The 23,040-nt window shown below is 35.4% G+C and carries 26 protein-coding genes; 13 read left to right on the top strand and 13 right to left on the bottom strand.

Annotation, left to right across the window (positions count from 1 at the left end; translation table 11 throughout):
• Window positions 1-1,071 carry an alanine racemase gene (locus tag L1275_RS01980; protein ID WP_253469164.1) on the top strand — a complete coding sequence of 357 codons (1,071 nt, stop codon included), beginning with the start codon at window positions 1-3 and terminating at the stop codon, window positions 1,069-1,071.
• Between the two features lie 101 nt (window positions 1,072-1,172).
• Here the strand turns inward: L1275_RS01980 and L1275_RS01975 are convergent, their stop codons facing one another.
• The 6 genes from L1275_RS01975 to lpdA all read right to left on the bottom strand — a co-directional run bounded on the left by L1275_RS01975 (window position 1,173) and on the right by lpdA (window position 5,759).
• Window positions 1,173-1,547 carry a DUF3037 domain-containing protein gene (locus L1275_RS01975; protein ID WP_253469163.1) on the bottom strand — a complete coding sequence of 125 codons (375 nt, stop codon included), beginning with the start codon at window positions 1,545-1,547 and terminating at the stop codon, window positions 1,173-1,175.
• A complete protein-coding gene (locus tag L1275_RS01970; RefSeq protein ID WP_253469161.1) occupies window positions 1,534-2,331 on the bottom strand; it encodes a HipA family kinase in 798 nt (265 codons plus the stop codon). Before L1275_RS01970 ends, L1275_RS01975 begins: the two co-directional genes overlap by 14 nt.
• Before the next feature lie 41 nt (window positions 2,332-2,372).
• Complete coding sequence (locus tag L1275_RS01965) at window positions 2,373-2,951, bottom strand: DNA-3-methyladenine glycosylase I (RefSeq protein ID WP_253469159.1); 579 nt, start codon at window positions 2,949-2,951, stop codon at window positions 2,373-2,375.
• Window positions 2,951-3,355 carry a hypothetical protein gene (locus L1275_RS01960; protein WP_253469158.1) on the bottom strand — a complete coding sequence of 135 codons (405 nt, stop codon included), beginning with the start codon at window positions 3,353-3,355 and terminating at the stop codon, window positions 2,951-2,953. Before L1275_RS01960 ends, L1275_RS01965 begins: the two co-directional genes overlap by 1 nt.
• Window positions 3,356-3,513: 158 nt before the next feature.
• Window positions 3,514-4,098, bottom strand: a complete 585-nt coding sequence (locus L1275_RS01955; RefSeq protein WP_253469156.1) for a hypothetical protein — start codon at window positions 4,096-4,098, stop codon at window positions 3,514-3,516.
• 257 nt (window positions 4,099-4,355) lie between these two features.
• A complete protein-coding gene (lpdA, locus tag L1275_RS01950) occupies window positions 4,356-5,759 on the bottom strand; it encodes a dihydrolipoyl dehydrogenase (protein WP_253469154.1) in 1,404 nt (467 codons plus the stop codon).
• A 358-nt stretch (window positions 5,760-6,117) separates the two neighbouring features.
• On the opposite strand from lpdA, the gene L1275_RS01945 reads away from it, so the two are divergent.
• The 3 genes from L1275_RS01945 (at window position 6,118) to L1275_RS01935 (ending at window position 8,858) form a co-directional block, all read left to right on the top strand.
• Complete coding sequence (locus L1275_RS01945; RefSeq protein WP_253469152.1) at window positions 6,118-7,320, top strand: aminotransferase class I/II-fold pyridoxal phosphate-dependent enzyme; 1,203 nt, start codon at window positions 6,118-6,120, stop codon at window positions 7,318-7,320.
• Between the two features lie 207 nt (window positions 7,321-7,527).
• Entirely contained in the window at window positions 7,528-7,851 is a 324-nt protein-coding gene (locus L1275_RS01940; protein ID WP_253469150.1) for a DUF4870 domain-containing protein, read from the top strand.
• Window positions 7,852-7,973: 122 nt separating this feature from the next.
• Window positions 7,974-8,858 carry an alpha/beta hydrolase gene (locus L1275_RS01935; protein ID WP_253469148.1) on the top strand — a complete coding sequence of 295 codons (885 nt, stop codon included), beginning with the start codon at window positions 7,974-7,976 and terminating at the stop codon, window positions 8,856-8,858.
• A gap of 73 nt (window positions 8,859-8,931) precedes the next feature.
• On the opposite strand, the gene L1275_RS01930 is transcribed toward L1275_RS01935, so the two are convergent.
• Window positions 8,932-9,672: an SDR family oxidoreductase gene (locus L1275_RS01930; protein WP_253469146.1), complete on the bottom strand. Its 741-nt coding sequence runs from the start codon at window positions 9,670-9,672 to the stop codon at window positions 8,932-8,934.
• Between the two features lie 458 nt (window positions 9,673-10,130).
• On the opposite strand from L1275_RS01930, the gene L1275_RS01925 reads away from it, so the two are divergent.
• A complete protein-coding gene (locus L1275_RS01925; RefSeq protein ID WP_253469144.1) occupies window positions 10,131-10,868 on the top strand; it encodes a YqjF family protein in 738 nt (245 codons plus the stop codon).
• A 43-nt stretch (window positions 10,869-10,911) separates the two neighbouring features.
• Here L1275_RS01925 and L1275_RS01920 read toward each other — a convergent pair whose 3' ends face one another.
• The 3 genes from L1275_RS01920 to L1275_RS01910 all read right to left on the bottom strand — a co-directional run bounded on the left by L1275_RS01920 (window position 10,912) and on the right by L1275_RS01910 (window position 12,731).
• The gene (locus tag L1275_RS01920; protein ID WP_253469142.1) at window positions 10,912-11,316 is read right to left on the bottom strand and encodes a hypothetical protein; all 405 of its coding nucleotides are present in this window, start codon (window positions 11,314-11,316) and stop codon (window positions 10,912-10,914) included.
• 47 nt (window positions 11,317-11,363) lie between these two features.
• A complete protein-coding gene (locus L1275_RS01915) occupies window positions 11,364-12,068 on the bottom strand; it encodes an SDR family oxidoreductase (RefSeq protein ID WP_253469141.1) in 705 nt (234 codons plus the stop codon).
• A 99-nt stretch (window positions 12,069-12,167) separates the two neighbouring features.
• On the bottom strand, window positions 12,168-12,731 hold the full coding sequence (locus L1275_RS01910; RefSeq protein WP_253469139.1) for an ElyC/SanA/YdcF family protein: 564 nt from the start codon (window positions 12,729-12,731) through the stop codon (window positions 12,168-12,170).
• 336 nt (window positions 12,732-13,067) lie between these two features.
• On the opposite strand from L1275_RS01910, the gene L1275_RS01905 reads away from it, so the two are divergent.
• The 4 genes from L1275_RS01905 to L1275_RS01890 all read left to right on the top strand — a co-directional run bounded on the left by L1275_RS01905 (window position 13,068) and on the right by L1275_RS01890 (window position 16,111).
• Window positions 13,068-14,297, top strand: a complete 1,230-nt coding sequence (locus L1275_RS01905; RefSeq protein WP_253469137.1) for an MFS transporter — start codon at window positions 13,068-13,070, stop codon at window positions 14,295-14,297.
• Between the two features lie 5 nt (window positions 14,298-14,302).
• Window positions 14,303-14,839, top strand: coding sequence for a hypothetical protein (locus L1275_RS01900; RefSeq protein ID WP_253469135.1), 537 nt, complete (start codon window positions 14,303-14,305; stop codon window positions 14,837-14,839).
• Window positions 14,840-14,951: 112 nt separating this feature from the next.
• The gene (locus tag L1275_RS01895) at window positions 14,952-15,830 is read left to right on the top strand and encodes a pirin family protein (protein ID WP_253469133.1); all 879 of its coding nucleotides are present in this window, start codon (window positions 14,952-14,954) and stop codon (window positions 15,828-15,830) included.
• Entirely contained in the window at window positions 15,827-16,111 is a 285-nt protein-coding gene (locus tag L1275_RS01890; RefSeq protein WP_253469131.1) for a GNAT family N-acetyltransferase, read from the top strand. The genes L1275_RS01895 and L1275_RS01890 overlap by 4 nt, the downstream gene beginning before the upstream one ends.
• Before the next feature lie 16 nt (window positions 16,112-16,127).
• On the opposite strand, the gene L1275_RS01885 is transcribed toward L1275_RS01890, so the two are convergent.
• Entirely contained in the window at window positions 16,128-16,832 is a 705-nt protein-coding gene (locus L1275_RS01885) for a WG repeat-containing protein (RefSeq protein ID WP_253469129.1), read from the bottom strand.
• A gap of 330 nt (window positions 16,833-17,162) precedes the next feature.
• Between L1275_RS01885 and L1275_RS01880 the strand changes: the two genes are divergently transcribed.
• Window positions 17,163-19,352: a DPP IV N-terminal domain-containing protein gene (locus tag L1275_RS01880; protein WP_253469127.1), complete on the top strand. Its 2,190-nt coding sequence runs from the start codon at window positions 17,163-17,165 to the stop codon at window positions 19,350-19,352.
• Between the two features lie 96 nt (window positions 19,353-19,448).
• Here the strand turns inward: L1275_RS01880 and L1275_RS01875 are convergent, their stop codons facing one another.
• Window positions 19,449-20,363, bottom strand: coding sequence for a bestrophin family protein (locus L1275_RS01875; RefSeq protein WP_253469126.1), 915 nt, complete (start codon window positions 20,361-20,363; stop codon window positions 19,449-19,451).
• A 667-nt stretch (window positions 20,364-21,030) separates the two neighbouring features.
• Between L1275_RS01875 and L1275_RS01870 the strand changes: the two genes are divergently transcribed.
• Genes L1275_RS01870 through L1275_RS01860 form a run of 3 tightly spaced genes read left to right on the top strand, consistent with a single transcriptional unit; the run spans window position 21,031 to window position 22,288 of the window.
• Window positions 21,031-21,669 carry a peroxiredoxin gene (locus tag L1275_RS01870; RefSeq protein ID WP_253469124.1) on the top strand — a complete coding sequence of 213 codons (639 nt, stop codon included), beginning with the start codon at window positions 21,031-21,033 and terminating at the stop codon, window positions 21,667-21,669.
• Window positions 21,670-21,687: 18 nt separating this feature from the next.
• Window positions 21,688-21,996, top strand: a complete 309-nt coding sequence (locus L1275_RS01865) for a co-chaperone YbbN (RefSeq protein ID WP_253469122.1) — start codon at window positions 21,688-21,690, stop codon at window positions 21,994-21,996.
• A 34-nt stretch (window positions 21,997-22,030) separates the two neighbouring features.
• Window positions 22,031-22,288, top strand: coding sequence for a hypothetical protein (locus L1275_RS01860; RefSeq protein WP_253469121.1), 258 nt, complete (start codon window positions 22,031-22,033; stop codon window positions 22,286-22,288).
• A gap of 187 nt (window positions 22,289-22,475) precedes the next feature.
• On the opposite strand, the gene L1275_RS01855 is transcribed toward L1275_RS01860, so the two are convergent.
• Window positions 22,476-23,006 carry a hypothetical protein gene (locus tag L1275_RS01855; RefSeq protein WP_253469119.1) on the bottom strand — a complete coding sequence of 177 codons (531 nt, stop codon included), beginning with the start codon at window positions 23,004-23,006 and terminating at the stop codon, window positions 22,476-22,478.
• Between the last annotated feature and the right edge of the window lie 34 nt (window positions 23,007-23,040).

Raw genomic sequence — 23,040 nt, 5'->3', positions numbered from 1 at the left:
ATGGCTTTTATCACTTTAAACACCCAAAAATTAAAAGAAAACTTTGACATTCTCGAGGGGATTTTTGAAAAAAGAGGCATTGAATGGGCTATAGTAGCCAAACTGCTGTGCGGTAATCAATTGTATTTGGAAAAACTCTTAGAACTACAACCCAAACAAATTTGTGATTCGAGAGCTTCCAATCTCCAAATGGTCAAAAAGATCAATCCCCATGTTGAAACGATCTACATCAAACCACCTCCAAAGAGAAGTATTGATAAAATTGTAAAATATGCCAACATCAGCTTTAACACAGAGCTCGAAACCATCAAACTACTATCTAAATCGGCAGTAAAACAAAATGTACTGCATAAAGTGGTCATTATGGTAGAACTAGGTGAATTGCGAGAAGGTATACTCGGCGAAAGTCTTATTGCGTTTTATGAGCAAGTATTTGAATTACCGCATATCGAAATCATCGGAATTGGGACCAATCTAACTTGTATGTACGGTGTTTTGCCCAATGCAGACAAATTGATTCAATTGTCCCTATACAAACAAATTTTAGAGGTAAAATTCAATAGGGAGATCAAATATCTTTCAGGTGGTGCCTCTGTGACGATTCCTTTAATTCTCAATGCTACCCTACCGGCTGCTATCAATCATTTTAGAGTTGGAGAAACTTTGTATTTGGGAACTAACGTATACGATAATACATTAATAGATCATATGCATCACGATGTTTTTAAGCTTTATGCGGAAGTCATTGAACTGCATGAAAAACCGATGATTCCTTCGGGAGAAATGGGACTAAACTTATTAGGTGATAAAACCGAATTTGACCCGGCTTTGGAGGGCTCTATCAACTATCGCGCAATTATTGATTTGGGATTACTCGATATAGAAACAGAACACATCAGTCCAATGGACCCTTCCATGAAAATTGTAGGTGCAAGTTCGGATATGATTGTGATTGATTTGGACAAAAATAAGGATACTATCAAAGTTGGTGACCTTATTCCATTTAAAATGGATTATATGGGAATATTGAGAATTATGAACTCTGACTATGTCGATAAGAAAATCGAATAAAATCGATCATAATACATCATACAACGGGCTTGATTTTGTCGTGTACAAAATCAAGCCCGTTTTTTATATCCCCGACGTATAACTAAGATTGACTATACATTCTATAAGACTGTTTCCACAAATAGTTTATCTAGGAGAAGCCCTAAATCTAAGGTCCTGCCTGGATGCGGTCGTGATGTTTGTATACAAGAACTTCGAACCGCTGTTAACCACCTAAATCGCTCTGCTACATCCATAGTAGCTATCGGTCCTCCGGATGCATTTCCCGCCACTATGTTTTCAAATGCGTCAACGTACTCCAATAAGTTATGGTAGTCAACTTCGGTTTTAAACAATTGGAATTTATTTGGATCCACAAAAAACTTCACTTTTATATACTTAGATCGTTTACAAAAGACGAGCACTCCAATATTAAAAAACTCTTCGCGTTCTACCTGTGGTACAAATCGAATAACAGCATACTCATATAATTGCATGTCGTGCTTTTTTTGCTTCGTTAATAAATAAGTCCGAATTTTCTAGGCGAGTCGTTAAAAAAGTTAAGTAAATTTCTCGTATTTGATCAGAACTCCATTCGGAACCCTCCCAAATCAGCCATTCTTCTGGTATTAAATTCACTATTTCTTTTAAAACGGGATTATTTAATAGCTCTTTAAATTGTTTGTCTACTGCGTCAAGCTCTGATGCTTGCGGCAACAATACATGATCCTTAATTAGTGCGAATGGCGTGAGGGCACTTTTTTCCCAATTGGTAAAAGCATGATGAAAATAAAAAGCCGCACCATGATCAATCAACCAGAGTTCCTGATGCCAAAACAGCATATTGGTGTTTCTAAAGGTTCTGTCTACATTTGTGATAAATGCATCTAGCCAAACTATTTTAGAGGCTAAAACAGCATCTATTTTCGTTGTAGCAGGATCATAGGTCAATGAACCAGACAAAAAGTGTAAGGCCAAGTTTAACCCTTGACTAAATTGCAACAAATCTTGAATCTCCTCATCGGCTTCTGTTCTTCCAAAAGCTTCATCCAATTGAGCAAACACGATTTCCGGAACAGCTAAGCCAAGATATCGCGCGATTTCACCTCCGAGCAATTCCGCTATTAATGCTTTTACCCCATGCCCGGCGCCTTTAAATTTTAATACATACTTGAAACCATCATCTGCATCGGCTAAAGCCGGTAGAGACCCGCCCTCTCTCAAAGGCGTGATGTATCTGGTAACATCAACCGTACGAAGTTGTAAATGATCTTGCTTCATAATATTGCTGCGATTTACTAATATTTATAAGTTTTTCCGTCTTAATCTCCGATATTTGGTGTTTCACACCATTTGGGTTTACGCAGTAGTACCTGGGCATAAATAGGGCAATCCACTTGATGTGCACCGGCCAAATATCCCGTACTCATTAGAAATTCATTGACAATTTCTCCCCCGGTAAATTTAAAGTTTTTTTTAAACACTAAAACCCATTCTTGCTTACTCTTTGGGTGTTGCAAATCTAACCATTGCTTAAAGGAACCATAATCAGACTGAATTTTCAATATTTGCTGTGCGTTATAGATAGCCGCCTGTATTTTTAACTTATTCCTAATAATTCCTGGATCAGACATTAAACGGTCAAAATCCTCACTTTGATAAGCTGCTACCTTCGCTATACTAAAATTGTCGTATGCCTGATAAAAATGATCCTTTTTATGTAAGATCAACGACCAACTCAAGCCAGCCTGATTGATCTCTAATACCAAACGAGCAAATAATTCATTATCGTCATCAATGGGAAAGCCATATGCCGTATCGTGATATTTTTTATTCGGATTTAAACTGTCATCATCTAAACTATTGGAAAATTTACAATATGTTTTTTCTATTAATTCCATCAGATTTTAATTGCCACACCAGCTTTTCGAAATTTCTCAGGAATATCTATTTTTTCGTCACGAGTGGTGATGTTTGAAAACTCCCGAATCTTACCGTTTTTTAATCGTAAATAAGCTTTTGATCGAACGCCTTTTGCCTTTTTTAAATATTTAATGTCAGAAAGATTGATAATCGATTGACTGGTTTTAAAGAAAAAGTTCTTGATAAAGAAGTACACAAAAACACCAAATATGACTACAAATAGATAATCATAGGTATTAATGGATTGCCAGTTGATAAAGTATAATTTAGTAAAAGATGCAACTAACACTACTGTAACAACAATACGTTGAGCTCTCAATAAAGACTTCATATCATCTTGGATTTCAATTTGATTGTTTTGATTGTCGTATATTATCTTCATAATTTATTCTTTGAATTTAAGGTTCTTTAAACAACCCAATTTGTATGCCACAACTTTCGTATTCACTAAATTGTCAGTCTATAATTTGATTTAAAAAGCAAAAAAACTATTAACGGTATACCATTAATAGTTCAAATGTTGTCTTCTGTTAAAAACCACTATTTCGCATTTTTAAAATAAAGATAAACCTTTTCCTTACCGCTATATCGCGTAAATTTATCTTCAATTCTCAACATGTCTTTTTGAAAACCGATCTCTAAATTACCTTTAAAATAAGTTTTTTTGATTGTATCATAAACAATTTCATTTGTAGCTTTAATCGTATCAACCGGCTTTAGTGTATAATCATAAATATCGACAAACATATATCCCTTTGATGCCATTTTTACTTTCCTCATCGTTCTTCTAAAATCTAAAGAACAATTCTTATTACTAGCTTCAACACTATGGAAACTATTATAAACAATGGAATCTCTACGCATCAAATCGTTACCTACAAAATAAATGGTGTTTTGTGCTAAACAATTGCTATTAGAAATCGCACCATAACTCCTATCACCTATTTTTGCTCCTTGATAATTAAACCATCCATTGCCCGGCTCTAGATCTTGAAAGCTCTCTAATGGAATATATGGAGCAGCAAAAACTACATCCTTATCGTCACTGTTGTCGTCATCATTTTTAGAACAAGCAACTAGCAAAAAAACACTGCAAATTAAACTCGATATTATTGTTTTTTTCATAAAATATTATTTTCTATCTGAATATCAAATACCAATCGACAAATTAAGCGCATTTCTATTCACTGTCAAAATTTTTCTATGATAAAAAACTAAAAATCCATAATTCGTTTCGATTTATTCAAAAGCATTTCTCAATTCAATTATTATCCGAGCTATAAATGATGTATTTATTTAAACTAAAATCCGTATTCTAATTATAAGAAAAAAAAATCCCGATAAAAGTATCGGGATTTTCTGAAGTAAATTATAATATCCAATTATATATTCAATGCTCTATTATCAGTTGCAGCTAAAGCAGCTTCTTTAATCGCTTCAGCGAATGTTGGATGAGCATGTGACATTCTTGAAATATCTTCAGCTGACGCTCTAAATTCCATAGCAGTTACTGCTTCTGCAATTAAATCTGCAGCACGAGCACCGATCATGTGAATTCCTAAAACTTCATCCGTAGTAGCATCTGCAAGTACTTTTACCAAACCATCAACATCACCGCTTGCTCTTGCGCGACCTAAAGCCTTGAATGGAAAGCTACCTAATTTATAAGCTACTCCCGCTTCTTTCAATTGCTCTTCCGTCTTTCCTACTCCTGAAACTTCTGGCCAAGTATATACAACACCAGGTATTAAATTGTAGTTGATATGCGGCTTTTGTCCAGCAATTAATTCAGCAACCATCACTCCTTCTTCTTCCGCTTTGTGTGCTAGCATCGCTCCACGAACCACATCACCGATAGCATAGATATTTGGAGTAGTCGTTTGCAAATGATCGTTGACTTCAACTTGTCCTCTATCGGTTAGCTTTACACCTGCTTTCTCTGCTTGAAGACCGTCTGTATAAGGGCGACGACCAACTGAAACCAAAGCGTAATCTCCTTCTAATGTAATAATTTCCCCTTTTTTATTTTCGGCTTCAACCGTAACCACATCTCCACTGCGTTTTACTGCCTGAACTTTGTGAGAGGTATAAAATTTCATGCCCTGTTTTTTCAATACTTTGGTTAATTCTTTAGATAAAGAACCATCCATTCCCGGAATTACGCGGTCTGCATATTCTACAACAGAAACCTGAGCTCCTAATCTCAAATATACTTGACCCAATTCTAATCCGATAACGCCACCACCAATAACGATTAAGTGTTTTGGTACTTCTTTTAAGTTTAATGCCTCAGTAGACGTAATTACGCGTTCTTTGTCAATAGTTATAAATGGAAGTGATGAAGGTTTTGAACCAGTTGCAATAACCGTGTTCTTCGCCTCGATCTTTTCTACAGTTCCATCCGCTTTGGTTATGTTGATTACTGTAGCACTTTCAAAAGAACCCACTCCTTCAAATACAGTAATTTTATTTTTATCCATTAAATACTTGACTCCACCAACCATTTGTGTTACAACATCCTGTTTGCGAGCAATCATTTTCTCAATATTAATCTTAACATCTCCAGGGATTTCAATTCCATGAGCTGCAAAGTGAGCCATTTCTTCCACATGGTGTGAAGACGATAATAAAGCTTTTGAAGGAATACATCCCACATTCAAACAAGTACCTCCTAATGCTGAATACTTTTCAATAATAGCAGTGTTAAATCCTAATTGTGCACAACGGATAGCAGAAATATATCCACCAGGTCCTGAACCAATTATAACTACGTCAAATGAACTCATAATATTTTGTTTATGTTGTGTATATTTTATAAAAGACAAATTTACGATTTTATACTAACTAGAGAAGTAATTTGCGAAAAGATTTTTTAATATAGCGTAGATCAATACGAGCATTTTTTAGAGGGCATAAATTTTGATTGAGCGTGTCTTAGGTTAATGGATACCAAGGAATCAATAAATGATCTAAAACGGTTTTTAACCTCTTTTATTTACCAAACTAAAAACATCTACCAGGATAAAAAACCATAAAAAAGAAAATTTTACATTAAAAAAACCATTTTGATCTATTTTACCATAACATATTGCTAATACGACATTAATTCACGTATTTTGATATTCAATGTAAAAAAACAAACTGATGAAAAATTTCGATGCCGCCGATAATATCCAGGATTTACAATACTTTGGAGAATTCGGAGGAGTAAACCCTTCTATTTCAGACTCTTCTACTTATACTTTTTTGTCTGCCAAAACCATGTTTGATACCTTTGAAGGTAATACAGACGGCTGTTATTTGTACTCGCGTCATTCATCGCCAAGCAACCTCTATCTAGCTGAAGCACTAGCAGCCATGGAAGGCTCTGAAGCAGCGAATGTCACCGCGTCAGGTATGGGAGCCATTACTTCAACCTTATTGCAACTTTGTAAGAGCAACGATCACATCGTTTCTAGTAGAACTATCTATGGTGGAACCTATGCTTTTATGAAGAATTTTCTTCCTGGTTTTGCCATTAAGACTACTTTCGTTGACATCACCAAGATCGAAAGCGTAGAAGCTGCGATACTACCGGAAACCAAAGTGATTTATTGTGAAACGGTTAGCAATCCCTTGTTAGAAGTTGCAGACATTGAAGCTTTAGCAAAATTGGCTAAAAAACATCAAATCACCCTAATAGTCGACAATACTTTTTCTCCCTTATCTGTTGCTCCAATTCAATTAGGTGCAGATATCGTCATTCACAGTTTAACCAAGTATATCAACGGAAGCAGTGATACTGTGGGTGGTGTGATTTGTGCATCAACTGATTTCATCAATGCTTTAAAAAGTGTGAATGACGGGGCTTGTATGTTATTAGGACCTACCATGGACAGTTTACGAGCTTCAAGTATTTTAAAAAACCTTAGAACACTACATATTAGAATAAAGCAACACAGCCACAATGCGCTGTATTTAGCAAAGAAACTCGAGTTAGACGGTATCAAAACGGTCTACCCAGGATTAGCTAGTCATCCTAGTCATAAGCGTTATAGTACCATGATTAATACAGACTACGGTTTTGGAGGCATGTTGACTATTGATGTGGGAACCCTTGATAAAGCGAACGCATTAATGGAGTTAATGCAAAACAACAACTTAGGATATCTCGCAGTGAGCCTAGGTTTTTACAAAACCCTATTTAGTGCACCGGGAACATCTACTTCGTCTGAAATTCCTTTAGAAGAACAAAAAGAAATGGGTCTTACAGACGGTTTGATCCGCATATCTATTGGATTGGACAACGATATTGAAAGAACCTACCAATCGATAAAAGCCTGTATGAAGGAATTAAAGATACTTTAACTGTTTTTTACACAATACAACCGAAAGGGTCGACAGCTGTTGACCCTTTTTCTTTAATGGATAACAGAAAAAACACCAACAAGCTTCAAATTTCGACCGTTGTGGCAGAAAGAAACCATATAACCAAATGATTAAACTTTTGTAGAAATCTTGAATTTGTTAAAAAATTTATTATTTTTACATTTATTAATTTTAAATGTTAAAAACATGGATAATAAAACCTTTTCAATTATTTCGTATATCACACTTATTGGGTGGCTAGTAGCTTATTTTGGAGGAAAAGATAAGGCAGATGACTTGCTTAAATACCATTTAAAACAATCTTTAGGCTTAATCATTTGTGGTTTTGTTTTTCAGCTTGCCATTTCTATTATAACTTTCATAGTTCCGATGCTTTCTTTCCTTTCTTTCTTGGGAATATTCTTTTTAGTATTATTCATCATCGGTATTATTAACGCAGCTAATGCGCAAAAGAAACCTTTACCAGTAATTGGAAAAACATTTGAAAACAGTTTTAGTTTTATCGATTAAATATAATTAAAGAAGACATATCTTTTTCAACTCCTCCCTAAAAAAGAGGAGTTTTTAAATTTAAAAGCATTTCAGATTAAAAATAATTTTCTTTAATTTGATGTTTTTACAAAATCCCCCCCATGACAAAGTTTAAACTAGTATTAGTACCGCTTATTCTATTAACATTGATCAGCTGTCAGATCAAAAAACAACTACACTCAGAAAAAACAAATTCTATTACGGCCAAAAACCCTGATAAGGATTTTAAATTGGGAAAAGTAGTAACGCTTTATTCAGAAAGTTTACAGGAAGATAGAACTTTAAATATTTACCTTCCCGAGAACTACGATATTCAAAAAACATATCCAGTTATCTACCTATTAGATGGCGGAGCAGATGAAGATTTTATTCATATTGTAGGCTTGGTACAATACAATACTTTTCCGTGGATCGACCGTATACCACAATCCATAGTAGTTGGGATCGCCAATACCAAACGAAAAAGAGATTTTACAGCAACCACCCAGATCGAATCTCAAAAGAAAATGATACCTGACTTTGGCGGTTCTGAAAAGTTTATTGATTTTGTGGAAACGGAATTACAACCCTACGTGGAGAAAAACTATAGTACCAACACTTCCAAAACAATCATTGGTCAATCTTTAGGTGGCTTATTAGCAACGGAAATACTCTTTACTAAACCAAGATTATTTGATAAATACATCATCATTAGTCCTAGTTTATGGTGGAATGACGGTTACCTACTTACTACTTCTCCTGAAGTACTACAAGCAGATTACAACCATCCAACAGCTGTATATATCGGTGTAGGAAAAGAAGGGTCCATAGACGGATCCAAAAATCATATCATGGAAGAAGATGCTCAATTACTAGCAACTAAGATAAAATCATCCCCATCTAAAAACATCGAGGTCTTTTTTGATTTCCTTCCCGAAGAAGATCACGCAACCGTAACTCATCCAGCAGTTTTTAATGCCTTTAGAGTCTTATATCCAAAAAAATAGGCCTATTAAACACAATAAAGAAGCTCAGAACCTTGGTGATTTTGAGCTTCTTTATTGTTTTACAAAGCAGGACTTAAGCCATACCTCCATTAACACCTATGTTTTGAGCAGAGATCCATTTGGCATCATCACTGACTAAAAACGCAACTACACCTGCAATATCTTTAGTTTCTCCAATTCTATTAAAGGCAGATAAAGATGCTAAACGACCGATGACTTCATTGGACTTACCCGCCGTGAAGAGTTCGGTATTCGTCGGACCAGGTGATACCGTATTAACATTGATGCCTCGATGTCCTATTTCCTTAGAAAAAACTCGCGTTAATTGTTCAACAGCGGCCTTAGTCGCAACATAAGTGCCATAACCAGGCAACATGATTCTATTGACGGAAGTTGAAAAGTTTACGATACTACCGTTGTCGGATAAATGTGTCGCTGCCTCGCGCATCGTATTAAAAACACCTTTTACATTGATATTAAACTGCCTTTCAAAATCCTCATCTGTAGTTTGTTCAATGGTTTTAGTAATCATAATTCCGGCATTATTAACTAAAATATCGATACGCCCAAAATAATCTAATGCCATAGCAAATAATCGTTTTACATCAGCAGTCTTGCTCACATCTGCCTGAATAGCGACAGCTTCCCCGCCACTTGCTTTGATTTTTTGCACTACCCCATCGGCAGCATCCTTACTTCCTGAAAAATTAACTACTACTTTAGCTCCTTCATCCGCTAATTTTATAGCCACTTCAGCACCTATTCCCTTTGAAGCCCCGGTAACTATGGCTGTTTTTCCTGATAAATCTTTCATATATATTTTTTTGCTTGGCCAATTATTCTAAACAAATTTAGCGCGATTAACTAGCTTTAAAATTACAAATTTTTACGCTTTTATTACAAATTTTTCAACATGTCAGCGACTGAAAACAGACCATCACTTTATGAGGGAATAAAGATATTTTTTTTAAATTTATATATTAAAATGATAAAGTAATACTTCATAAATACAGTCGTATAGATTTAAAAACCAATGAAATAACAATACACTATAGTTTTTACCTATCGCTTCTTTTTATACTGATTTTCAGCACTAATGACTTCATGTTCTAAAACGGTTTTATTTCTTTTTCTCGATTCCATACTGGTGTGATAAACCAAAAGTGTTGATATTATATTTTAATATAGTGAAGTATACACTGGTTTATTTTGTGCAATTCATTTATAGTCGGTAGCTTTGATTGCAGTAAGTAGAAACACTAAATAAACCGTATGAGTACTGTTACTGAAATTTTAGCTCAAACCGAACACAGACCATGGGATTTACCCACTACTCCTTGGCTATACTATCAGGAGTGGAACGAAGTCCTATTTATGCATTGGGAAATAGATCCCGAAATAGTAAAGGAACTCCTACCAGAAAACCTGGAACTGGATTTGTATAATCAAAAAGCCTGGGTTTCTTTAGTACCTTTTACAATGGAGAAAATCAGACCAGCTTTTCTACCCTATTTCACGCCTATTTCAAATTTTCATGAGATCAATTTACGCACCTATGTCACTAAAAATGGAAAAAGCGGCGTATACTTTATTAACATCGGTTCGCAAAAGTGGTTGTCTACACTATTGGCAAAAAAATTGTCGGGCCTGCCCTACGAAAATGCAACAATAAATAGGGAATTTGATGGAGTCAATCAAAAATACACCGTACTTAATAAGACTAAAGGATATGATTTCTCGGCAAATTTTAGCACAAGCCCACGCACAAAAACCAAAAATCCATTAGAAATTTGGCTGACGGAGCGTTATTGTCTTTATGTCGATCAAGGTGAAAATTTATATTGTTATGACATTCACCACAAGGTTTGGGAACTCGAACAGGTCGAAATCGACCCCAATCGATTTCAAGTAAACTATCAAGTTAGAAACCTGAAATTAGTAACCTATCCAGATCACATCAATTACTCACATGGAATTAAAGTACTAGCATGGAATAAAGAATTAGTTTAAGTGATTAGATATAAAAACCTATATACTAAAACTTTAATTTAAATTATTTTTTAACAATAGCCTTGTTTAAAAACTCATTGAGTTGATCAAATAGATCTTTAGGATTGGTGTACAACAATTGAAAATCACTGATACCAGCTAGTGTAGTAGAGTGCTCTGCCTGTATATGGCGCATGTATATAATGGGTTTCTTCTTAGCTTTTGCATAACCCGCTTCTATACCGATTCCGATACCCTTATAGGTGCATTCGGCCAATAAAAAACTGCAACGGTCAATCTCGGCCATCGCTTGTCGCATCATTTCTTTTTCACTGTTTTCATCGAAGGAATACTGATCGACAAAAATCATTGTTTCTACATTAACTCCATTCAAAGCCATTCCAATAGCGATGAGTTCTTTACTTAAATTTTTTCTGTATTTATAATTTACTGCTATATATGCTTTCATCCTAAATTCTAAATTATTATTTGCAACAAATTATGTGCTAAAAGGAACTACTTGGTTTTAGTAGGTCTGATTTCTATCTTACTCGGCAATACATTTCGGTTCATTTTCAATAAATCAACCACCAATTGCCCAACGTCCTCGGGTTGTATTTTCCAGGAATCTTCCTCATTGGGAACGTGTCCGTTAAAATGAGATGTCACGGATCCCGGCAAAATCACCGTAACCTTAACATCTTTATCACGTAAATCCAACATCGCAGCCTGCGTGAATCCAACTACCCCAAATTTAGACGCATTATAACCAGAACCGCCTGCAAAGAAATTAATTCCCGCCAAACTCGCTATCGACATAAAATAGCCTTTATTTTTTATCAGCTCTGGTAAACCGGCTTTTAACGTATAAAAAACACCGGTTAAATTGGTGTCAATCATCGCATTCCAATCTTCGATACTTAACTCGTCTACTGGAGCGAATTTCCCCAATCCGGCATTGGCAATAACCACATCCAATTGCCCAAAATGTTGAACAATCGTTTGAACGGCTTCCATATCATCCAAAGCCACTCGTACATCAGATCTCAAACCAATAATTTGATCCTCTCCCCCTATGCTAAGTGCAGCAGTTTGAGCATCATCTAGATTTCTTCCCGATATCGCAACGCGATATCCCGAATCAACCAATGCTTTTGCTACTCCAAAACCAATTCCCTTAGTGCCTCCGGTGATATATACTACTTTATTTGATGCTGTCATGTTTATATATTTTTTCAACTTTTATTAAAAGTTAAGACCTTATTTTCAAATTTAAAGATTTTAAACAATATTATTCGTTTTTTTTATAAAAAAAGGCTTTTATCTAGTAAAAAAAGTCCAGTAAAACGCTACAAATTCACGAAAACAACCATAAAAATCTCTACCCTCAAAGTAAGCAGGGCTAGCACTTTGAACGTGATAAAACCCCAGTTTATTAAACATCATCTTGGTGCGCGTAATATGAAAATACTGTGATACGACAACAACACGCTTAAAACCGATTCTTGATTGTAAGTCCATAGTATTATTGACGGTCGCCCAAGTATTATTGCCGTAATTGTCAACGAAGATGCTACTTTCAGGAACCTGATGTTGCAGTAAAAATTCTTTCATCTTTTCAGCTTCTTGATGTCCTTCTTTGCCCAATCCACCACTGACCAATATCTTATCGACTAATCCTCTTTGGTATAACGCCAAACCACAAAGCATACGCTGTTCCAAACGAGGAGATAACGTACCATCTTCGTGAACGGTCGTCCCCAATATCACAGCGATATCCGCTTTTGCTGTAGGTTGCTGAAATCCATCCCAAATCATATATCCTACATGACACAAAAACCATATAGCTATAAGTACGATAAAATAATACAGTTTTTTTCTCACGACATGATCACTTTTTACAAGGTTTCCGCTGCAAAAATAGCCCTATTCTCGGTAACTTAAACATCATGTAAAGAAAATAGAATATTTCTTAAGCTTAAATTTTAGCAAACACCAAACTGTGATGTTCGGTATATGTTTGCTTAAAACTTGAAGGCTATGCTTTATAGAAAGCCGTAAATTACTGCATAATCACTAAACTAATTTTAAGAAGTTAAACGAATAACTAAGATCTGAACCGGAAATATTCGTATTTATTAAATCGAGTGTAATTGTTAAAAAACCAAAAAAGAGTTCTTAAATTGCAGGGGTTTTCTACTTTAACTGCAGTACCCATGTATGAAAAAAATTCTACAAATTTATATCGATTCCTATAAGGGCCTTTCACCATCATCATGGATGTTAGCCTTTGTAATGCTTCTGAACCGCTCTGGTTCTATGGTTTTACCCTTTTTAGGGGTTTACATGACTGGAAAACTGGGATTTACTCTTGAAAATTCGGGTTATGTACTCGCTTGTTTTGGTATTGGATCACTGATAGGTTCTTTTTTTGGTGGCTGGTTAACCGATAAAATAGGGAACTTCAAAGTGCAAAGTTTAAGTTTGTTTCTTAGCGCTCCGATGTTTGCCATAATGCCCTTATTTGATACGGCAATTGGACTGGGTTGTATTATGTTGATACAAAGCACGATCAGTGAGGTCTTTAGGCCTGCTAACTCCGTAGCCATTACCTTATACGCTAAACCCGAAAATATTACTAGAGCTTTTTCTCTAAACAGAATGGCAATCAACTTAGGCTTTTCTATCGGACCAGCTATGGGCGGACTTCTCGCATCCATTTCCTATGCCTTATTGTTTTACGTCAATGCCGTAGCCGCTTTTCTAGCTGGCTGTTTGTTTGTTTACTTTTTTATCAATAAAAAGTCTACCAAAGAGATCAATCGTGACAATCAAAGAGAAATCATCAACCCTGAAATGCTTAAACCCGAGAGATCTCCTTATAAAGACGGTCTCTTTATACTCTTTAATCTTTTCTGTGCATTATATGCTATTGCATTCTTTCAATTGTTTAGTACGCTACCGATCTTTTACCAAGAAGTAGGAAAACTAAGCCAATTCGATATTGGAATCATTCTGGGCTATAGCGGTTTGATTATTTTTATATTCGAAATGTTATTGGTCCATATTGCCGAAAAGAAACTAAGCGTTACTCAAATTATTGTATACGGAGTTTTTCTGACGGGAATTGGATATGGAATATTAGCGTTTTCACACGGTCTAATCATCATTTATGCATCGATGACTATTTTATGCATTTCCGAGATGCTTGCGCTTCCGTTCACCTCTACAGTGACCGCATTGCGATCTGGCATTAACAATAAAGGGGCTTATATGGGATTTAATGGTTTGGCATTTGCCTCTGCTTTTGTAATCTCTCCGATACTCGGTACTAAAATCGCTAAAATTTATAACTTTGAAGTATTGTGGATAGGCACGGCTGTTGTGGCTACCATATCCGCAATTGGCTTTTACTTTGTCCTGAAAAGGATGTTAACACCAGAAAACTAACTCTTATGGAATTAAACGAAATCATCGTATCCGAGAATGCCTTTACCAACCCAGATCCTTATCAAGTTATCCTATCCAACATTTCCGTGCTCAACGTATTGCGCGAAGAGGGAATTGAAGATTCAGACTTGTTTGACGATGCTTTAATCAGTTATTTAGTAGATTACTACTTCTCACAGACTACAGCTGGTGGATTTTCACAGTTTGTGTGGAATACAAAATGGTCAGAGGAAATCAACGAGTTGATCGCAGTAGGACTAGATATGATGAATGCTGCCGAACATTTAGCCTATTTTGAAAAACAACAACGCAGAATGAAAGGCTTAAGTAGCATTAAAAAGAAAAAGTTTTTTGAACAAAGTTTCTCTGAGAAAAACCCTGTTAAATCAACTATTGACGATATCAGCTTTTCAGAGATAACCGAGGATCTTATTCAATTGCATTCCGATTGGTTAAAAAGCCATCCGCAATTAAAGGTATTGCCTATAGATGCGATGTTTGAGGAATTGGAATCCATCGTTGGTCACCCGATTGCGCGTTAAGATCTTTTTTAAATTAATGAAGATCACGAGGAAAATACTGCAGTTGTTCGTTTTTTTACTAACTTAGTAAAACAAACCTTTTTTATCGCTAAAATTAAATTGATAGTTTACTATGTCAAATATTTCATTTATCATTGAAGAACGTCCTGCGGATATCGGGAATTTTCTAGTTGGTCGTTTATTGCCTTTTCGTCAAAAACGTTCTGTGGGACCTTTTGTATTTATTGATCACATGGGGCCAGCTGCACTAAAGGATTATGAAAATCTAGACGTTCCACCACATCCGCATATCGGTTTATCAACCCTTACTTATTTGTTTGAAGGCAGTATAATGCATAAAGACAGCTTGGGAACTGAAGTAGAAATCACGCCTGGTGCCGTAAACTGGATGACGGCAGGAAAAGGGATTACCCATTCCGAAAGAACACCGGAATACCTACGTCACACCGACAAAAATTTGCACGGGTTACAAATATGGGTGGCTTTACCAAAGGAACTAGAACATATAGATCCATCTTTTACACATATCAATGCCGATGAATTACCGCATTGGACCGTAGATGATGTGGAATATAAACTGATCGCAGGTCACTTATTTGATAAAAAGTCTCCTGTTCCCGTACACAGTCCACTATATCTGTTGGAATTGAAAAGCAAAAAACGTACAACCATCAATATCGGTTCAAGTCTGTTCGGAGAAAGCGGTATGTATATTTTAGAAGGAGAGATTATTAGTGAGGAAAACCGCTTTGAGTCCAAACAAATCTTAATAGCCAAAGACAGCCAACTCTGCCAATTTGAAATGGCAGAAAATACAACGGTCTATATTTTTGGTGGCGAGGTCTTCCCAGAACCGAGACATATCGAATGGAATTTTGTTTCTTCCGATTTAAGCACCATCGAAAAAGCTAAGGCTGACTGGATCGCACACCGATTTCCAAAAGTTCCTGGAGATGATGGTTATGTGCCTTTACCTGAAAAAAGAATATGATTATTGAACTGATAGATCAGGGAAATCAAGGTGTTTTTCATGGATTTGAAAATGACATTCAAATAGGTGAAGTTCATTTTACACGAATTAACGAACATCAAATTGCCATTGATCATACGGAAGTATATACAGAATATAACGGAAAGGGGTTGGGACAAAAGATGGTTTTAGAAGTTTTTGAATACGCCAGAAACAAACGGCTCAAAATAAAACCACGCTGCTCTTTTGTTCGTTTTGTTTTTGATAAAAATCCCGGTTCACAAGATCTTTTGATTGGATAAATCTTTAAAGCAATCGCTATTTATAATAATAGCGATTGCCACAAAAGTCAATGATTATCGGTTGCCTCTCTAAGGTTCCTGCTAATAATATACCACTGTCTTCGGTTGCATTCGCATTCATATTATAAAGAAAATCATATAAAAACTTGACTTTAACGAGCCCTTGAGCATCTATGACTCCATACTTTCCATTTTTCTTCGCTATAAAGTACTTCGCACTACCGTCTAACCAGAATAGATAATCTAAGGTTTGATAATGATTTTCAACCACTACCTTTCCCTTCTTATCACGTATACCCCACAGTTTATTCTTTTCAAATAACACCAAATCGTGTTCGACCTGCGGACAACATACAGCTGGAGCAGATTGAACCGTATCCATTTTTAAAACAATACTGCCTTTTTTATCGATGCGATACTTGATTTCATCCAAAGTCACCAAGGCATAATCCGCAGTTCCCAACACAGAAGCATTTTGACTTAATAAGGTATAAAAATCCATTTTAAACATACCCGCTTGATCAAATTTAGCGGGAATCAACACCTTACCATGACGATCGACATAACCGTATTTCTGCCCTTTAATAAATGGAATTATTTCAGGAGCGCTTTCGCAATAAGAAACGGGAATTTTTGCTTGGGCAAATCCAACCGAAAACTTTACGCAGAAAACAAAATAAACAAGCATTCTTGTCGGAAAAATTAGTTTTATTACATTCATCGTATTGGGCAGTTCATTCATCCAAGGTCAAACAGGGTACAATTTAATTCTATTACAAAAAAGAATCTAAAATTCAAGTATACTGACGGCCAAAGTAAACAAAAATCACCTAAACACATAGATAATCAATCTATAAAAAAAAGTATTATAATAATTTAAAATGATGATCCTGGCCGTTACCCGATAAAATGAGTATCCTCTACTCATCCACCAATACCTATTACGTAAAGCAAATAGCAAACACAACGAGAATAAAAAGGTCTTTTTAAAGCGAACAGTTGCTGAGTTGGGCTCAAAAACTTAAATTAGCGACTTAAACTAAAATAGAAAATGAGAAAAACCTCTTTATTTGTATTTCTATTAGCCGGTAATTTTTTATTTGCGCAACGAAATCTAACTATAGAAGAAGCGACATCGGGTAATTTCACGAAGTTTGCTCCGAAAACCATTACAGCTCCGCAATGGCAAGATCATAATCAACTGAGTTATTTGGATGCCACTTATCAAAATTTGATGAGTCGAAATCAATCCAATAATTGGAAAGAAACCGTTTTAATTTCTAAGACCGATTTGCAAAGCGCCCTTGATAAAGCCTTAAATGAGGCGGATATAAACCTGAGGATTTTTCCCTATGCGTATACGTGGAAAGACGCAAATACATTGACGTTTACTACTACTGGAAAAGACAATATGTACCACATTGAATACGATGTGACTTCCAAAAAAGTGAGTAGCTTTTTTAAATTGGACAAACTCGCTAAAAACCAGCTTGTTTCTTCAAAAGGAAACTATATGGCTTGGTTAAACGATAACAACATCGTGATTTCTGATCTCAATAACAAAGACATTACAGTAACCAATGATCCCGCTTTAGACATCATTAATGGAAGTAACGATACCCACAGACAAGAATTTGGTATCGATCGCGGTATGTGGTGGAATCCGGCTAAAGATCAATTGCTTTACTATAGAAAAGATCAAAGTATGGTGAGCTCCTATCCCTTAGTCAATTTTGGAGCACGTGTTGCCGAAGTAAAGAACATCAAATACCCGATGGCGGGTATGACTAGCGAGCAAGTTACTTTAGTGCTTTATGACATCAAAACTCAAAAGAAAGTAACCTTACAAACCGGCGAACCTAAGGAACAATTTTTAACTATGGTTACTTGGGATCCAAAAGGCGAATTCGTTTATGTTGGGCTGCTCAATCGCGAACAAAATCACATTCAAGTGAATCGTTATAATGCAACGACAGGGCTTCTTGACAAAAAGTTATTTGAAGACCAATCAAATACCTATGCAGAACCTTCGCATGCTTTGACATTTATACCTAACAAAAACAATGAATTCTTATACCTAACCGAAAAAGACGGTTTCCGCCAAATTTACCTATACAACACCGATGGTAAAGAACTGAAGAAATTGGGATATAAAGACGTTATAGTCAAAGAAATATTAGGTTTTGATGCCACTGGAAAAACCTTGTATTATGTAGGTACTAGCAACAGAGGATTGGATAGACAACTTTATAAAGTATCCTTAGCAAATCAATCCACAGAGCTGCTAACGACGCTATCCGGAACACATAACATTCAAATGAATGAAAACAAAACGGCTTTCTTAGATCAATTTAGCAATACAACAACACCGAATGAAATCAGCATTGTTGATACCAAAACCAAAAAAGCGGTTGAATTAGTTAAGTCGCCAAATCCATATGAAGGAACCGTAACGCTTCCGAAAATGGAAATGGTTACCATAACGGCTGCCGACGGTCAGACAACCCTAAATGGTCGCTTGATCTACCCTGCCAATTTTGATGCCACTAAAAAATACCCAGTAATGGTATATGTTTACGGTGGACCTCATGCGCAGTTGGTTCAAAACAAATGGTTGGGCGGTGCCAGTTTATTTGACTATTATATGGCTCAGAACGGTTATATTGTTTTTACGGTCGACAATAGAGGAAGTGACAATAGAGGTCGCGATTTTGAACATGTTATACACCGAAAACTGGGTGAAAATGAAATGGCCGACCAATTAAAGGGTATCGACTTTTTAAAATCAAAAAGTTTTGTGGATACTGATAAAATTGGCGTTTATGGCTGGAGTTTTGGCGGATTTATGACCACTACTCTTTCGATAAATCATCCAGAAATATTTAAAGTTGGAGTTGCCGGAGGACCTGTGATGGACTGGAAGTACTATGAAATCATGTATGGAGAGCGCTATATGGATACTCCTCAGGAAAACCCAGAAGGTTATGAGAAAACCAGTTTAATCAATAAGGCAGATAAACTCAACAATCGTTTACTGGTTATTCACGGTGCTCAAGATCCTGTAGTGGTTCAACAACATTCAATGGAGTTTATCGAAGCTTGTATCAAAGCGGGTAAGCAAGTTGATTACTTTCTATATCCTACACATGAACACAATGTATCCGGCAAAGATCGCGTACACTTAAATCAAAAAATAGCCGATTATTTCTTTACACATCTTCAAAAATCAACCTTGAATTAATCAAAAGAAATTTTCCACATCAAAAGAGGTTATTCCAAACAATGGAATAACCTCTTTTTTTTAAGGGCAGCATTAGCGCGAATTTAAACTTCAAAACTAATTCAACACAAACTTCTCATCGTAGCCTTTAATCTTTGGTAAAGGTTTGTCAGCTAGCTCGCAAAGGCTGTATTCAATATTCTGGCACATATTGTTTAAAGCTAAATCATTTTCGTCATAACCAAAAGGTTCTGCAATTTCGTCGACTATGGCGTCTAATGCGATAAAAGAATACGCCACAAAGGTTACAAAAAAGGGCATCGCCCAACTGATGGTGTCGATCAATCCAAAAGGCAACATAAAACAATACAGATAAACCGTTCGGTGCAAGAGTACAAAATACACAAAGGGAATTCGGGTATGCAATATACGCTCACAGCCACCGAGTATAATGGAAAGTTCATTGATGTTTTGATCAATTCTAACCTTTTCAATTGAATCAATATTACCCGCCTTATGTTGACTGTGTAACCAACGTGTCAATTCATTTAAAATAGCAGCTGTTTTATATTTTTTATTTTCTAAAACACCACAGAACTTTGAAGGCAACAAACGTTTCATTTCCGGCATCACATCTTCAGAGCGCAACTGCGCTTTTAAGGCATAGGTGAAAGCGATAATCAGATCAACACTATAATTTTGTTCTTTCTTGGAAGTATCTACATAATTGAGTAACTGAAAACTTAAAGAGCGGCTGTGAATAACCAAATTTCCCCATAACTTGCGTCCCTCCCAAAAACGATCATAGGCCGCTGAATTACAAAACCCCAAAAAGATCGCCAAGGAAATCCCCATTAGAGTAAAGACAGTAACATTTAGCGGAAAGTCTATATGAGGAAATGATAAGTGATAATAATATACTACCCACGAAAACACAAACAACAACGATAAAATCGGATATATCTTTTTGAGTACGGAACCTTTCCATGAAAATAACATCCTTAAAATAGTACTTCTATATCTAACTATCATCGCATTGTTTTTTGCAAAGTTACGAACAACCTATAAAAAAATCGCTACTTCTATCGGTAGATAAAAATAGCGATCCAGGATGCCTCTAAACATCAGAACAACATTTATTTGAAATTATAATTCAAATCAAAAAAAACCTAATTCAATTGAATTGTTTAATAAACAATCATTTCTACTAGACTTCTATAAAGTAAATATAGAAAAATTATACTAAAAAAACAAGGTTTTTATCAAGGAATACCGATAAACTAAGAGCTAAAAAGGGTTAATATCTCAGTTTCATTATTTTATAATTCAAAAATTTATATATTTATTTTTAATCACGCTGAGTATTGTTAGTCTCCTTTTTAACGACCAGCCTATTGATATTGAAAATTCATCCCATATATTTCTAAAATTCAAAAAACAGGACACTGTATGATCAGTATTCTAGTTGTGATTTGACATTTTTTTAATATTCATTCTCTTTTATATATAACCAATTATGCTTATATTTAATGTCGAATTTCAAAATGGGTTTCGATTTAGGGATTAAATTATTTTATGGTGCAATAATAGGATTCTTCTATTCTATTATAAAAAATCATAATCGAAAACAATAGTAATTCTCTAATTCAATTGCTAATTTTGACATTCCAAATTAATAGTAATCATAAAACATAAAACTATGTCATTAGTAGGTAAAAAATTCCCAAACATTACAGTAGACGCCATTTCAGAAATGGGAGATGATTTAAGAATCAATATATTTGAAGAGGCAACAAAAAACAATAAAAAAGTTATCTTGTTCTGGTACCCTAAAGATTTTACTTTTGTTTGTCCAACAGAATTACATGCTTTCCAAGCAGCTTTACCAGAATTTGAGAAGAGAAACACTTTAGTTATCGGTGCATCATGTGATACTAACGAAGTACATTTTGCTTGGTTAAATACATCAAAAAACAATGGTGGTATTGAAGGAGTTACTTACCCAATCCTTGCAGATACTACACGTAACCTATCTAACGTTTTAGGTATCTTAGACGTTGAAAGCACAGAATACAATGAAGAATTGGATGCTGTAATCATCAATGGATCTAACGTAACTTACCGCGCTACGTATTTAATCGATGAAACTGGAAAAATTTTCCATGAATCTGTTAACGATATGCCATTAGGAAGAAACGTAAACGAATACCTAAGATTAATTGATGCGTATACTCACGTACAAACGCATGGTGAAGTTTGTCCTGCAAACTGGGAAGAAGGAAAAGAAGCAATGAATGCCAATAGAGATGGTGTTGCTTCTTACCTAAGTCAAAACTAATTAAAAAAAACAAAAAATATGCTAATCGAATTAGATCAAGATAATTTACAAGAGATTGTAAATTCAAACCAAAAAGTAGTGGTGCAATTTTCTGCCTCTTGGTGTGGAAATTGTAGAATTATGAAACCTAAATTCAAAAAATTGGCAACAGAGAAAGAAGACATTACTTTCGTAATTGCCGATGCTGAGAATTTTCCGGAATCAAGAAAACTGGCTGACGTATCTAACTTACCGACATTTGCTACATTTGTAGGAGGAACATTGAAAAATCAGACTCAAACAAACAAAGCAGAAGTGTTAAGTGAATTGGTAAACGAAATAGCTTAATTTTCTATAAATATTAACTCATAAGTCCTATAATATGAAATTACCGATAATCAAACATTTAACAGAGTTTATTGAAGAAAACGATCAAGATTACATCATTGAAACCATTGAAGTGCTAGAAGCACTGACAGAAGTTCCTTCTTTAAAAGATGAAGAGTTGGATGTTATTGGAGAATTAATTTCCAATATGTATGGTGCTATTGAGGTCAATAAAATGATCAAGGAAGGCGCTAGCAAAAAAGAAGCTTTAAATGCATTTATGCAACGTGTCTTAGGATCGATTGATAAATAATATATGTTTTTGTAAATATAAAAAGCCCTCTAATGAGGGCTTTTTTCATTTTAATTTATCAAAACAAGTATGTGTTTGATTCGTTTCGATTTACTGATGAAAAATAACTTAATACAACTAGCTGAACGATAAATCCATTTTAAAAATAGAGTTCTCAAGGTTTTAGATACTACTTGTTCACAGATTTCTAATGTGTCGGTATTTCGACAACTTTAGGAGCAGCCGTATCTCCATCTAACAAACGAAATAACTCTTTTTCAAATGCAGCAGCGGCTTCCAAATCGAGTTGTTTTGTTTTTACGCTTTCATCTGTATGTAAACGGATCGATGTTATAACAGGGTTCGAATCAGAAAACACTATAGGTGCTTGGTTGTGATTGACACGATTTTTTATCAGTTCATATACCAATTTGAATTTGGATGCCTCCACCAAATAGGACTTGCTAAACAGAGTCTTCGACACCTCACCCTCCTTTTTAATGTTGTGATTCTCTATTTTATAAAAATCGCCCATTTTCTTTCCTGTGTATTTGATTTCTTGAACCGTGGAAAGATTTGGATTTAAAATTTGAATTTCAAACGTTGCGTCCTCGACAACCACTGTAGTAGAGGCCTTAACTTCATAGTTTGGTTGCTCTTTCTTATTGTTACAAGAGCTTCCAACAACAGCTAATACCATCATTACAAACCCAGCAAGCGTTTTATTACATCCAGTCATAGTATATTTTTTAAAGGCACTAAATTACAAAAAG

The organism is Flavobacterium sp. HSC-61S13, from assembly GCF_024171535.1.
Taxonomy (GTDB): Bacteria; Bacteroidota; Bacteroidia; order Flavobacteriales; family Flavobacteriaceae; genus Flavobacterium.
Note: the sequence above shows the minus strand (reverse complement) of the source record. Positions and strands in the feature narration are given on the sequence as shown.

Coding starts and splice junctions, on each gene's coding strand:
- L1275_RS01980 (WP_253469164.1), top strand. CDS start 1: ATGGCTTTTATCACTTTAAACACCCAAAAATTAAAAGAAAACTTTGAC.
- L1275_RS01975 (WP_253469163.1), bottom strand. CDS start 1,547: ATGCAATTATATGAGTATGCTGTTATTCGATTTGTACCACAGGTAGAA.
- L1275_RS01970 (WP_253469161.1), bottom strand. CDS start 2,331: ATGAAGCAAGATCATTTACAACTTCGTACGGTTGATGTTACCAGATAC.
- L1275_RS01965 (WP_253469159.1), bottom strand. CDS start 2,951: ATGGAATTAATAGAAAAAACATATTGTAAATTTTCCAATAGTTTAGAT.
- L1275_RS01960 (WP_253469158.1), bottom strand. CDS start 3,355: ATGAAGATAATATACGACAATCAAAACAATCAAATTGAAATCCAAGAT.
- L1275_RS01955 (WP_253469156.1), bottom strand. CDS start 4,098: ATGAAAAAAACAATAATATCGAGTTTAATTTGCAGTGTTTTTTTGCTA.
- lpdA (WP_253469154.1), bottom strand. CDS start 5,759: ATGAGTTCATTTGACGTAGTTATAATTGGTTCAGGACCTGGTGGATAT.
- L1275_RS01945 (WP_253469152.1), top strand. CDS start 6,118: ATGAAAAATTTCGATGCCGCCGATAATATCCAGGATTTACAATACTTT.
- L1275_RS01940 (WP_253469150.1), top strand. CDS start 7,528: ATGGATAATAAAACCTTTTCAATTATTTCGTATATCACACTTATTGGG.
- L1275_RS01935 (WP_253469148.1), top strand. CDS start 7,974: ATGACAAAGTTTAAACTAGTATTAGTACCGCTTATTCTATTAACATTG.
- L1275_RS01930 (WP_253469146.1), bottom strand. CDS start 9,672: ATGAAAGATTTATCAGGAAAAACAGCCATAGTTACCGGGGCTTCAAAG.
- L1275_RS01925 (WP_253469144.1), top strand. CDS start 10,131: ATGAGTACTGTTACTGAAATTTTAGCTCAAACCGAACACAGACCATGG.
- L1275_RS01920 (WP_253469142.1), bottom strand. CDS start 11,316: ATGAAAGCATATATAGCAGTAAATTATAAATACAGAAAAAATTTAAGT.
- L1275_RS01915 (WP_253469141.1), bottom strand. CDS start 12,068: ATGACAGCATCAAATAAAGTAGTATATATCACCGGAGGCACTAAGGGA.
- L1275_RS01905 (WP_253469137.1), top strand. CDS start 13,068: ATGAAAAAAATTCTACAAATTTATATCGATTCCTATAAGGGCCTTTCA.
- L1275_RS01900 (WP_253469135.1), top strand. CDS start 14,303: ATGGAATTAAACGAAATCATCGTATCCGAGAATGCCTTTACCAACCCA.
- L1275_RS01895 (WP_253469133.1), top strand. CDS start 14,952: ATGTCAAATATTTCATTTATCATTGAAGAACGTCCTGCGGATATCGGG.
- L1275_RS01890 (WP_253469131.1), top strand. CDS start 15,827: ATGATTATTGAACTGATAGATCAGGGAAATCAAGGTGTTTTTCATGGA.
- L1275_RS01885 (WP_253469129.1), bottom strand. CDS start 16,832: ATGAATGTAATAAAACTAATTTTTCCGACAAGAATGCTTGTTTATTTT.
- L1275_RS01880 (WP_253469127.1), top strand. CDS start 17,163: ATGAGAAAAACCTCTTTATTTGTATTTCTATTAGCCGGTAATTTTTTA.
- L1275_RS01875 (WP_253469126.1), bottom strand. CDS start 20,363: ATGATAGTTAGATATAGAAGTACTATTTTAAGGATGTTATTTTCATGG.
- L1275_RS01870 (WP_253469124.1), top strand. CDS start 21,031: ATGTCATTAGTAGGTAAAAAATTCCCAAACATTACAGTAGACGCCATT.
- L1275_RS01865 (WP_253469122.1), top strand. CDS start 21,688: ATGCTAATCGAATTAGATCAAGATAATTTACAAGAGATTGTAAATTCA.
- L1275_RS01860 (WP_253469121.1), top strand. CDS start 22,031: ATGAAATTACCGATAATCAAACATTTAACAGAGTTTATTGAAGAAAAC.
- L1275_RS01855 (WP_253469119.1), bottom strand. CDS start 23,006: ATGACTGGATGTAATAAAACGCTTGCTGGGTTTGTAATGATGGTATTA.